This is a genomic window from Cellvibrio sp. ARAG 10.3 (assembly GCF_051846955.1).
Taxonomy (GTDB): Bacteria; Pseudomonadota; Gammaproteobacteria; order Pseudomonadales; family Cellvibrionaceae; genus Cellvibrio.
On sequence record NZ_JBPYCU010000001.1, the window covers coordinates 489,050 to 500,891 of the forward strand.

12 protein-coding genes are annotated in these 11,842 nt (G+C 53.5%); 5 read left to right on the plus strand and 7 right to left on the minus strand.

All coding sequences use genetic code 11. The features are described from left to right. Positions 1-24: 24 nt before the first annotated feature. Positions 25-807 carry a fumarylacetoacetate hydrolase family protein gene (locus ACSV5M_RS02025; RefSeq protein ID WP_439173811.1) on the plus strand — a complete coding sequence of 261 codons (783 nt, stop codon included), beginning with the start codon at positions 25-27 and terminating at the stop codon, positions 805-807. A gap of 45 nt (positions 808-852) precedes the next feature. Further along, the gene (locus ACSV5M_RS02030; RefSeq protein ID WP_439173813.1) at positions 853-1,263 is read left to right on the plus strand and encodes an acyl-CoA thioesterase; all 411 of its coding nucleotides are present in this window, start codon (positions 853-855) and stop codon (positions 1,261-1,263) included. Positions 1,264-1,268: 5 nt separating this feature from the next. Here the strand turns inward: ACSV5M_RS02030 and ACSV5M_RS02035 are convergent, their stop codons facing one another. Then, the gene (locus tag ACSV5M_RS02035; protein ID WP_439173814.1) at positions 1,269-2,039 is read right to left on the minus strand and encodes an EAL domain-containing protein; all 771 of its coding nucleotides are present in this window, start codon (positions 2,037-2,039) and stop codon (positions 1,269-1,271) included. Positions 2,040-2,334: 295 nt separating this feature from the next. On the opposite strand from ACSV5M_RS02035, the gene uvrD reads away from it, so the two are divergent. Together uvrD and ACSV5M_RS02045 are read left to right on the plus strand one after the other, a co-directional pair. Continuing rightward, the gene (gene uvrD / locus ACSV5M_RS02040; RefSeq protein ID WP_439173816.1) at positions 2,335-4,545 is read left to right on the plus strand and encodes a DNA helicase II; all 2,211 of its coding nucleotides are present in this window, start codon (positions 2,335-2,337) and stop codon (positions 4,543-4,545) included. A 198-nt stretch (positions 4,546-4,743) separates the two neighbouring features. Further along, on the plus strand, positions 4,744-5,901 hold the full coding sequence (locus ACSV5M_RS02045) for a TRAP transporter substrate-binding protein (protein WP_439173817.1): 1,158 nt from the start codon (positions 4,744-4,746) through the stop codon (positions 5,899-5,901). Positions 5,902-5,956: 55 nt separating this feature from the next. Here ACSV5M_RS02045 and ACSV5M_RS02050 read toward each other — a convergent pair whose 3' ends face one another. The 6 genes from ACSV5M_RS02050 to ACSV5M_RS02075 all read right to left on the minus strand — a co-directional run bounded on the left by ACSV5M_RS02050 (position 5,957) and on the right by ACSV5M_RS02075 (position 11,498). Beyond that, complete coding sequence (locus ACSV5M_RS02050; RefSeq protein ID WP_439173819.1) at positions 5,957-7,513, minus strand: FG-GAP repeat domain-containing protein; 1,557 nt, start codon at positions 7,511-7,513, stop codon at positions 5,957-5,959. Positions 7,514-7,697: 184 nt separating this feature from the next. Further along, positions 7,698-8,273 (minus strand): YceI family protein, encoded by a 576-nt coding sequence (locus ACSV5M_RS02055; protein ID WP_439173820.1) that lies wholly within the window; start codon positions 8,271-8,273, stop codon positions 7,698-7,700. 57 nt (positions 8,274-8,330) lie between these two features. After that, positions 8,331-8,924, minus strand: a complete 594-nt coding sequence (locus ACSV5M_RS02060; protein WP_439174018.1) for a cytochrome b — start codon at positions 8,922-8,924, stop codon at positions 8,331-8,333. A gap of 175 nt (positions 8,925-9,099) precedes the next feature. Next, the gene (locus ACSV5M_RS02065) at positions 9,100-9,501 is read right to left on the minus strand and encodes an acyl-CoA thioesterase (protein WP_439173821.1); all 402 of its coding nucleotides are present in this window, start codon (positions 9,499-9,501) and stop codon (positions 9,100-9,102) included. A gap of 72 nt (positions 9,502-9,573) precedes the next feature. Beyond that, positions 9,574-10,938, minus strand: a complete 1,365-nt coding sequence (locus ACSV5M_RS02070; protein WP_439174020.1) for a TRAP transporter large permease — start codon at positions 10,936-10,938, stop codon at positions 9,574-9,576. Next, entirely contained in the window at positions 10,938-11,498 is a 561-nt protein-coding gene (locus ACSV5M_RS02075) for a TRAP transporter small permease subunit (RefSeq protein ID WP_439173823.1), read from the minus strand. Before ACSV5M_RS02075 ends, ACSV5M_RS02070 begins: the two co-directional genes overlap by 1 nt. 97 nt (positions 11,499-11,595) lie before the next feature. Between ACSV5M_RS02075 and ACSV5M_RS02080 the strand changes: the two genes are divergently transcribed. After that, positions 11,596-11,823, plus strand: coding sequence for a hypothetical protein (locus ACSV5M_RS02080; protein WP_439173824.1), 228 nt, complete (start codon positions 11,596-11,598; stop codon positions 11,821-11,823). Positions 11,824-11,842: the final 19 nt, after the last annotated feature.

An 11,842-nucleotide genomic window follows, 5' to 3' on the forward strand; every position in this document is an offset into this window, starting at 1 on the left:
TTACGTCATCGATGAGAAATTCCTATGTCTGAACATGCAAGTGCCGCTGTTGCTGCGGCCAAGATCCTTGTCGCGCGCCGCCTTACCGGAGAGGCAGGGCCGCGTTTACCCGAGCCTTGCCGCCCGGCGGATATCGAGGCCGCGCTGGCCATCCAGGCGGCGGTAACCGACCTCTGGTGCGAAAGCCAGGACGATTCCGTCGGCGCCTGGAAGTGCCTGCAACCGCCACCGGACAAGCTGGTGGTCGGCCCCATCTATACCTCCACCATCAACAGTATTCCGCCGGTCGCGATCTGGCCCAAGGGTGATCATGCGCGCATCGAGCCAGAACTGGCGTTCTTCTTCGGTAAAGACCTGCCGCCGCGCGCTGAACCCTATACGCCCGCCGATGTGGATGCCGCCATCGCGCGTACTCATTTGGCACTGGAATTGATCAACAGCCGCTACGAAGACCCGGCCAGCGCCGCGTTCCCGGAGATGCTGGCTGACGGCCTGGTCAATCAGGGGCTGTTTATTGGCCCGGAGGTGAGCGCGGAAAAATCCAGACAGGCCAGCGAGATTCAAATCCATATCGAATATGCCAACGGCGAGACCAGCGAGCACGCCGGTCGCCATCCCAATACCCATCCGCGGGCGCCGCTGTACTGGCTGGCGGAATTCCTGCGCAGTCGGGGTCAGGGTATTGTGGCGGGGCAAGCGGTCATCACCGGTTCTTACGCCGGTGTTATAGAAGTACCATTGAACACCAACATCAAGGTCTACTACACCGACCTCGGGATGTTGGAAGTCAGCTTCACGGCGAAGTGATCGCGCATATCATCCGCCGGTAAAGACAACTCAGGAGTAGTGTCTATGTCTGAATCAAACGCCGAAAAGCCCTTTTTTTCCTGCCAGATTCCGGTTCGTTGGGGCGATATGGATGCCTTCGGGCACGTCAATAACACCCTGTACCTGCGCTATATAGAGGAGGCGCGCTTCCAGTGGATGATGAGCAAAGGCATCCCCATCGGTGGCGATTCCTACCCCGTGGTGGTGAAGATCGGTTGCACCTTTTACCGGCCGGTATTCCACCCGGAAACCTTGCGCATCGATTGCTATATCTCCGATCCGGGCCGTTCCAGTTTTATGGTGGATTACAAGATCTACACCTCGGCTGACCCGGAGAATCCGGTAGCCGACAGCTTTTCCAAGGTTGTCTGGGTCGACGGCAAGACAGGAAAATCCATGCCACTACCGGATGCAGTGCGCGCCTGGTTTGATTAACCGGCTCAGTCGTCCAGTAGGCCGAAATCTACCGGTGGCAAGTGTTCAACAGCCGGTTTAGCAAACAAATAACCTTGGAAAAGGTTAACCCCCATCGCGCGCAGGGTATCCAGCTCTGCGCGGGTTTCCACGCCTTCCGCGATGATGGTGATATCCAGCTCCAGCGCGGTACTCACCACGCCTTTCACAATAGATTGACGAACACGATTACTGTCGAGGTTGCGGATGAGATCCATGTCCAGCTTGATGATGTGTGGCTGAAATTCGGCCAGCAAATTCAAACCGGCGTGACCTGCGCCAAAGTCATCAATGGCCGTAATGAAACCGCGGTTGCGATACTCGGAAAAAATATTGGCCAGGTGGTCTGGGTCGCGGATGGGTTCGGATTCGGTGACTTCGAAGATTATTCGCTCACACGGAAAGTTATTCTTTCGCGCCGCCTCCAGAGTTGAACGAATGCAGGCGGCGGGGCGGTAAACAGCGTTAGGCAGAAAATTAATGCTCAGATAAGACTGCATCTGCAAACGGGTAGCCCATTCGATAGCCCGTATTCGGCACAATTGATCAAACTGGTACCGGTTGGCCTCGGTGACCTGGCTGAGGATGGCGTATGCACCCTCGCCGTTGATGCCGCGTACTAGCGCCTCATGGGCAAAGACCTCGCGTTTACTGATATCTATAATCGGCTGAAATGCCATGGTGAATTCAAACGGCAGGGGCGGCATGCTTTTGCAATCCACGCATCCGGCGGGTCGGCTATCTATCTTTTCTGACATTCACAACCTCATGATTCATCTCGGAAATTTGCCTGTAACGGCCCTCAAGTTCCCCAAAGTATAGGCGACCGGACGTTAGGGGGCAGTCAGAAAATCATCGCCACGCCACGGGCAGATGCGCCTCGCCATTCGGTAGCGCCAAGTAGAGCTCGCAGAACAACCGGCAGGTCCCGATTGCCACATCAGGGTGGCCAACTGTACATCCACACAGTAAAATCGGACGAACCCCTGAATCAGCGCTGGAAAAACGGTAGACTAGCCGCCTTTCCACCGCCACCCGACGATAGACGTGCTTATGGATGTTTCGCTCCTGCTCAATCACCTTAACGATGCCCAACGTGCCGCTGTGTCAGCGCCGGCGGGCAATCAGCTGATCCTCGCCGGCGCGGGCAGTGGCAAGACGCGGGTGCTGGTGCATCGCATCGCCTGGTTGATCCAGGTCGAGCGGGTATCGCCCTATTCCATTATGGCGGTGACCTTTACCAACAAGGCGGCGCGGGAGATGCGCGGGCGCCTGGAAGAGCTGTTCAGCGAAACTCACCAGAACATCAACACGCGCAATATGTGGGTGGGGACATTTCACGGTTTGGCGCATCGCTTGTTGAAAGCCCATTGGCAGGACGCGAACCTGCCGCAGAATTTTCAGATCCTCGACAGCGATGATCAACTGCGCCTGATCAAGCGTGTGTATCAAACCCTGAATCTCGATGAGAATAAATGGCCGCATCGCCAGGCCCAGTGGTACATCAACGGCCAGAAAGATGAAGGCCTGCGCCCGCAGCATATCCAGGAAACCGGCGACCCGTTTGTGCGTACCATGTTGCAAATTTATCGCGCTTATGAAGAAGATTGCCAGCGCGGCGGCATGGTGGATTTTGCTGAGTTGCTACTGCGGGCCCACGAACTCTGGTTGAACAAACCGCATATCCTCGAACATTACCGCAATCGTTTTCCGTTTATCCTCGTCGATGAATTCCAGGATACCAACAGCGTGCAATACGCCTGGTTGCGCGTGTTGGCAGGTAAGCAATGTTATGTGACGGCGGTGGGTGATGATGATCAGTCCATCTACGGTTGGCGCGGTGCCAAGATTGAAAATATCCAGAGTTTTGCCGACGACTTTGGTAACGCGGAAACCATTCGCCTCGAACAAAATTACCGTTCCACCTCCATGATTCTTGAAGCGGCCAACGCGGTGATTGCACATAACTTTGGTCGCCTCGGCAAAGAGTTGTGGACCGAGGGCGCCGAGGGTGAGCCGATTTCGCTGTATGCAGCCTACAACGAGCAGGATGAAGCGCGGTTTATTGTGGAACGCATCCAGGAATGGATTCGCCAGGGTAACAACAAAAATGCCTGCGCGATTTTGTATCGTTCCAACGCCCAGTCGCGCGTACTGGAAGAGGCCTTGCTGCGTGAAGGCATTGCCTATCGCATCTACGGCGGCCAGCGATTCTATGATCGGCTGGAAATTAAAAACGCTGTGGCCTATATGCGTTTGATCAATAATCCCCACGATGATGCGGCGTTCGAGCGCGTCATCAATACGCCGACGCGCGGTATCGGCGGTAAAACCGTGGATGATATCCGCCAGTTTGCGCGGGAGAATGGTTGCTCACTGTGGCGCGCTGCTGAGATGATGATTTCCAATCGCGTGTTAACCGCGCGCGCTGGCAATGCGGTGCAAACCTTTATTACCCTGGTCAGCAAACTCGCTCACGACGCGAATGAAATTGATATCCATGGCGATGTGCCGACGCTGGATCAGATTGCGCGGCAGGTTATTGAAGACACCGGGCTGCTGGATTTTCATCAAAGTGAAAAAGGTGAAAAAGGCCAGGCGCGCAGCGAAAACCTGCAGGAATTGGTTAACGCCTGTCGCGTGTTCGATGTGGATGAAGAAGATGAAATGTCGGCGCTGCAACAGTTTCTCGATACGGCCGCCCTGGATGCCGGTGAAACCCAGGCTGACGAATTTGAAGATGCGGTGCAGATGATGACGCTGCACTCGGCAAAAGGTCTGGAATTTCCGTTGGTGTTTATGGCCGGTGTGGAAGAAGGTTTGTTTCCCCATAAAATGTCGGCGGATGATCCCGACCGTTTGGAAGAAGAGCGCCGCTTGTGTTACGTGGGTATTACGCGGGCGATGGAAAAACTGTTCATCAGTTATGCGGAAACCCGGCGTCTTTACGGTAACGAAACATTTAATGCGGTGTCGCGGTTTGTGAAGGAAATTCCGAGCAAGTGTATTCAGGAAGTACGTTTGAAGACGGCGGTGACGCGGCCGGTGAGTTATCAGCGTAATGCCGGTAATGCGGCGCGTTTGAGTGACAGCGGTGAGGGGACGGGTTTTCATTTGGGCCAGCGGGTGCAGCATGCGATTTTTGGCGAGGGTGTGATTTTGCATTTTGAGGGCCAGGGTGCTGGGGCGCGGGTGCAGGTGAATTTTGATAATGAAGGGAGTAAGTGGTTGATGATGCAGTATGCTAATTTGGCGGCGATATAGAGGTTGTTGAGAGTTGTGCTTTGCAATCCGTTTTTCATGCGGTTATACGTTTCGAAAACGCATGAACACTTCCCTGTGGCTCCCTCAATTCATCCGTGAATTGAGGGTTTCGAAACATATAACCGCATGAAAAACTTACAATGTGCGAGTGGCGAGAATTAAAAAACACAATATTAACCACAATAACGAATAACAATCATGACTGAAACATCCCCACAAAAAGTTAATTGGTATCCCTTGGTAATCCTGGCGCTGGTGGCAGTGTTGGTGTTGGTATTTTCGCTGTTGGTGCTGGAAAAGACCCGGGTTAAGTCCACCGGTGCGGAGGCGTTTGAGAAGGCGGTTCAGCCGAGTTATCGGTGGCGGATGGTGACGACCTGGCCGAAGAATTTTCCGGGTTTGGGGACTACGGCTGAAACCTTTGCCGCGTATGTTAATACGATGAGCGATGGCCGTTTGCAGGTTCATGTGTATGGGGCGAATGAGATTGTGCCGGCGATGGGGGTGTTTGATGCGGTGTCGTCGGGCAGTGTGGAGATGGGGCACGGCGGAGCTTATTATTGGCGCGGCAAGGCGCCGGCGGCGCAATTTTTTACGACGATTCCGTTTGGCATGAATGCACAGGAGATGAATGGCTGGTTGCATCATGGCGGTGGGTTGGAATTGTGGCGTGAGGTGTATGCGCCGTTTAATTTGATTCCGTTTGCCGGGGGTAATACCGGGATTCAGATGGCGGGTTGGTTTAATCGTGAGATCAATCGCATTGAAGATTTGCGCGGGTTAAAGATGCGTATTCCCGGCATGGCAGGTGATGTGTTTAATCGGGCGGGTGGTACTTCGGTGAATATTCCCGGCGGTGAGTTGTATACCGCGTTGCAAACCGGTGTGATTGATGCGGCGGAGTGGGTTGGGCCGGAGAATGATCTGGCGTTTGGTTTTCATCAGGTGGCCAAATATTATTATTACCCCGGCTGGCAGGAGCCGGGTTCTACGCTGGAGCTGATTGTTAACAAGCAAGCGTTTGAGTCACTGCCGAAAGATTTGCAGGCGATTGTCACGGTGGCATCGCGTGCGGCGAATCAGGATATGCTGGACCGTTATACCGCGCGAAATAATGCGGCGTTAAACGAGTTGGCAGAAAAAGGTGTGGAGGTTCGGCGCTTGCCGGATGAGGTGTTACAACACCTGTACGACATCAGTATGCAGCTCTACGCTGAGCAGGCGGCAAAAGATCCTATGTTCAAAAAAGTTTATGATTCCTATCAGGCATTCCTGCAAATGGCCACTGAGTATCACAAGGTTTCGGAACACACCTATTACGATGTCCGCGAAAAAACGCAACAAAAAGCGCAGTGATCGTAGGTCGGATTAGCCGCACGCGCGGCGTAATCCGACTCCACCACTTGTACAATCACTTCACCATCAAAAACTGTACCTGATTACGCAGCTCTTTTTTCTCCTGCGTATCAAAGGGCAACACCAGATCATCCTGCCCGTCGTTATTCACATCCATCACCCGCACCTTGGAACCATCGCGCGGAAGTGCGACGTTAAATTGCAGGCGCTCCCGATCAAATAATTGTTTTTCATCACTGCGGTTAACGATCAGCCGCTGCTGCTTTTCACCGACCCACAAGTCTTTGTAGGTTTTATCAACATGGCCGGCCAACTGAAACAGCGGCAGGTCAACGCGACCACCGCTGATGCTGATACTGGCGGTCGTCTTGTGAATATGGTCCGACTTTTCGTTGAAGCTCCGGTCTGGTTTCATGCGATAAAATTGTACTTCCATCCCGGCGTTGCCGCTGATCAGCGCGCGCACCATCAGGCCCAGGCCAAAATGCACACTCGGTGTATAAAAATCCTTGCGGCCGTCGCCATCGATATCCGCGAATACAGATTCAAATTGTATTCCATGGGTATTGATGCGCGTGTTCGGCTTTACCTCGAAATAAAGACCCTCGTCACCAGCGCGACCGTAATGAATCAGGTAATCGTAATGTTGCTCCAATGCATCGGCAAACTTTTCACGGCGGATGATGATGTCCGCCAAATCGTCGCCATCCAGATCGGTCACATCAAATAAGCGATTGATCAGCAGACCGTCGTAATTGCGTCCATCGCCCGGGCGCAAGCTGGCTTCGCTGTCGGAAGAAATTGTCATGCCCGGGCGATAGATCCTGGCTTGTTCAGGAAAGCCGCCATCTTTATCTTGGGTAAAGATCAGCAGTTGATCATCGCGAGCAAAAACAATATCGGTTTTATCATCAAGGTTGATATCCACAAGGTAGGGTTTGCGGGGCGAGTAGCGCGGAACTTCTTCGTAGGTTTCCACTATCGCATCAACAGTCAGGGGAAAATGGGCAAAGCTGCCGTCGTCGCCCTGCAACCACAAGTGATAACGGGTGAAGTCGGCGATCAACAAATCACTTAAACCATCGTTATTTACATCAACCACCATATCGGTATGGCGCAAACGTTTTTGATCTGCCAGTGTATAAATGGATGAGGTTTTTATCAGCGGGGATAGGGTATTGTTGCTCAGCGAATAGTGGCTCACGCCCTCGGTGGTATGAAATACCAATTGTTTTCCTGTGTGGCCGCTGAGTTGCATCGCGCTGAAAAATTGTGCTTGTGTGGGAATGGTGATAGAGCGCGCACTGAAATTTTCCAGATTAATTATCGACAACCAGCGCCCATCGGCCGCATGGCCAGAAACCGCCAGGTGATTATTGATCGGCGGATTATCAGATAGAGAGTTATCTGGCAGCGAGTTATCAGACGGGGAATTATCAACCACTGAGTGATTAGCAGGGGATTTGTTAGCCTCCGGGTCACCGGGAAGCAATACCAGGTCGCCATTCGCGGGATGTGTTAAAGGAACGGTCTTGAGGCTGAACGCCAGGGCGTGAGCCTGTAAAGCAATGCACGCCGCCAAAGTGCCGACAATTACTGGAAATTTTCTCACAATCCCTCCGTTGATAACCCTGTAGCGGTATAGACAAGCTGATCCGCGATTCTTTCAATGTCAGGCTGTAAGCTTGAGGATCATCGCTACGAATGTGACTTGCCACGCGCTTTGGCATCCAAAAAAAACGGGAGGCCTGTGCCTCCCGTTTTTAAACCCACGGATAACCTGTTGCTTGATCGCTTTACTGCTTGATACCTTCGACATGTAATTCCAGTTTAACAGTTTGCGAAGCCGGGCCGAGGTCTTTGGTGATGTTGAAATCTTTCAAGGCAATTTCGGTTTCACCTTCAAAGCCAACGCGGTAGCCGCCCCAGGGGTCTTTACCTTCACCGACTTTATCGACTTCAATGGTGATGCTTTTGGTTACGCCATTCAGCGTCAGGTCGCCGATGATATCAAACTCATCACCGTCATCGGGCACGATCTTCTTGCTGACAAAGGTTGCCTTGGGAAATTTTTCCACGTTAAGGAAATCGCTGCTGCGCAAATGCTTGTCGCGCTCGGCGTGGTTGCTGTCAACACTGGTGGTGTCGATGGTGACATTGATGGTGCTGGCAGCCACGTTTTTGGGGTCGTAAGTAAAATCGCCGCTGAAATTATTGAAGCGACCGGTGAGGTAGCTGTAACCCAGGTGCTGGATACTGAAGTTGATGGAGGCGTGGGCGCCTTTGGTGTCGATAACATATTTATCCGCCAGTGCCGGTAAACTGGCAAGACCGGCAGCCGCAAAGGCTAAAACAGCAAGTGATTTTTTCATCCTAATTCTCCTAAATGGACCAGATTGAACCAAACAACACGTGAAAGGAAATTGATATTACCGGGAATTGCCAGGTGATGACTGTTCATCGGCAGGCGGCATTTTTTTAATCGGTTTTAACATACGCACCAGGGTTTGATCGCGGATCACAAAATGATGCACCAGTGCGGCAAGGGCGTGTAAAGCAGCGACTATGACAATAGCCCAAGCGAGGAGTTCATGGACCAGGCCAGCGCGGTCCACGTTAGTCGTATCCAGTTGGGTGATTACGGGAAAGTGAATAATATCGAACAGGCTGGCCGGTTTTCCTTCGGCGGTAGTGATCAGGTAACCGCTCGCAATCACGATAAGAATCAAGCCATACAGCAGATATTTCACCAGCGTGGCGAGGAACAGGGTTGTGCGGGAATGATTGGGTAATGCAGCGGGTTTTTTATTCACCAGGCGCCAGACAATGCGCACAACCATCAGCAATAACAGGATTAACCCGAGGCTGACGTGCAAGGCCGGTCCCTTGTGATACCACTCCGAATAATAATCCAGACCCGTCATATAGATGCCCAGCCCGAACAGGAAAAAAATCAGCAGAGCAGACACCCAGTGCAAAAGAATGGTGAGTAATCCGTATCCAGTGGTAGCGTCTTTTAGCATCACGTGTGACTCGACAAGTGAGAGCATTGGTCAGGGCTTTCTTCCATCACCTAGTGTGGCAGGTCAAGGTGACGGAAAAATGTAAGATCCAGTCTAGCAGCTGCCGCGTTTGCTGCGGTTAAAGAAATGAAAAGGCGATCGGTGGTTCTGTGAGCATCCGCGCAGTTTGTGCGCATCAATCGCGCGGTACGGGTCGGGTGCGCCCGTTATCATCAATGGCGACGTAAACAAATTCACCTTCGGTTACCTTGGCCACTTCACCGGTTTTGCAGACTTTAATCCAGACTTCAATCATCGTACGAATCGAAGTGCGTCCAATCTCTTGCGCGGACGCGTAGCAACTGACCGTCGCCCCCACCGGTACCGGCCGCAAAAAAACCATACTGCCCACGGCAACGGTCGTCACTCGACCTTTGGCGACTTCCTGCGCCAGGATCGCTCCGGCGAGATCCATCTGTGACATCAACCAGCCGCCGAAGATATCGCCATAAGGATTGGTGTCGGCAGGCATGGACAGGGTTTGTAATGTCAGGGTGCCGGTTGGTGTAGGTTCTTCATCGAGGTGATGCAGGGCCATAGAAAATTTCCGTCAATCAAATATTTAACATCACAGTGGGTGGCACATGCTCTATCCCGGGCGGCTTGCACTTCAAAGGTAATCCGGTAACCAGGTAGCCAGTGCCGGCCACAACGCCAGTGCGCACAACAATAACACCTGCAACAAAATAAAGGGCATGACGCCACGATAAATATCCAGCGTGCGCACTTCAGCGGGCGCGACACCGCGCAAATAAAACAAGGCAAAACCGAAGGGCGGTGTTAAAAAAGATGTCTGCAAATTTACCGCAATCATGATGCCAAGCCAAATAGGATCAACACCCATGGCTAACAGGACCGGCCCTACAATAGGCACCACCACAAACGTGATTTCAATAAAATCGAGGATAAAACCGAGGATAAAGATGACCGCCATCACAATCAGTACAGCGGTAAAGGTTCCCCCGGGCAACTGATTAAAGAGTTGGTGAACCAGCTCTTCCCCGCCGAAGCCGCGAAACACCAATGAAAACAACGAGGCGCCGATAAGGATCGCAAAGATCATCGCACTGACTTCGGTTGTGGAGCGTGCAACGTCGGTGAGCCGTTGCCAGCTTAGCTGACGTTTCCACAACGCCAACAGGCTGGCACCCAGGGCGCCGACCCCGGCGGCCTCAGTCGGCGTGGCTATCCCCAGCAAGATGGAACCGAGCACCAGTGCAATCAACAGCAACACCGGCAACAAGCTGGGAATAACCCGCCATAAAGGCACCTGCTCGTCTTGAATAACCGTTGGCACTTGCTGCGGCCGGAAGCGCGCCATCAACAACACATAAGCAATATAAAAAATGACCAGCAAGGCGCCGGGCACGATGGCCGCCACAAAAAGATCGCCCACCGATATAGTGCGCGGGTTAAAGATGCCCTGATTGAGTTGCGCCTGTTGGTAAGCGCTGGACAGAACATCACCCAGCAAAACCAGTGCGATGGATGGCGGAATGATTTGTCCCAGGGTGCCGGTGGCACAGATGGTGCCCGTCGCAAACGCCGGCGAGTAACCCCGCTTGAGCATGGTGGGCAGGGATAGTAACCCCATGGTCACGACCGTTGCGCCCACAATCCCGGTGCTGGCGGCGAGTAACGCGCCCACCACGACCACAGAAATCCCCAGGCCGCCCGGCAGCCTGCCACAGGCTTTGGTCATGTTCTCCAGCAAGGCCTCGGCAAGCCGCGACTTCTCCAGCATCACTCCCATAAAGACAAACAGGGGTACAGCCACCAGGGTGTAATTGGTCATGATGCCGAACAGGCGGGCGGGAAAGGTGCGCAACCAACTGGGATCAAAATAACCAGTCACGATACCGACACCGGCAAACAGAAGGGCGACACCCGCCAGGGTAAAGGCCACCGGATAACCCAGCATCAGGGCCACGCAAACCGCTGCAAACATCAACAACGGGATAAATTCCACCAGCATCATTGGCTTGCTTCCTCCTGCGGTGTCGGTGGCGTAACGCCCATCAACAGCAACAGATTGCGCAGCAACTCGGCGATGGCTTGCAGACTGAGGGTGAGAGCCATCAAAGGAATCAGCGACTTGAGCAGATACACCGCGCCCACACCGCCGGAGTCGGTTGAGCCTTCGCGGATCGCCCAGGAGCTGAGCACGAAATCCCAGCTGACAAATCCGGTGAAGATGGCCAGTGGCAGCAGGAATATCAGACAGCCAAGGCTGTCTACCCAGGCTTTGCGGCGCGCCGTAAACCGGCGGTACAGTATATCCACCCGCACATGGCCGCCGCGTTGGAGGGTATAGCCAGCGGCGAGCAGAAAGACTGCCGCATGCATATAAGTAACTGACTCTTGCAGGGCAATGGAACCCACATCAAAGCCGCGCCGCAAGATCACCACGATACAGGTAGCGATCACCATGATCACCGTAAGCCAAGCGATACTGCGGCCGATAAACCGGGTGATACCGTCGAGCAGATCAAGCAGGCGCTGGGGCCAGGGAGTGGTCGTGTGAATGGAATCCATAGCAATCCGGTGCCCCATTATTGTCATTGTCGGGAGGTGGGGCGCATTATAACGTTAAATCCCTGTTACGCCCGCGCGACTTACTGGAAACATCACTATGTATCAAACGTGCCTGACGCTCTTCTGGCTCGCTGCTACTGCCGGGTTGGTGGGCTGTAGTGATTACCCGCTGGAACAATTGCCGGATGAGGAGCTGCGCCAGCAACACCGCCAGTGCCGGCAACAGCGACCCGAAACCTATCCGGAGATCATGGTGTGCGACAACGTGCAGCGCGAATGCGAGCGGCGGGCGGTGGAGCGGGAGCGGGTGTGTGAAAGGGAGTGAGGACAACCCCTTCGACTTT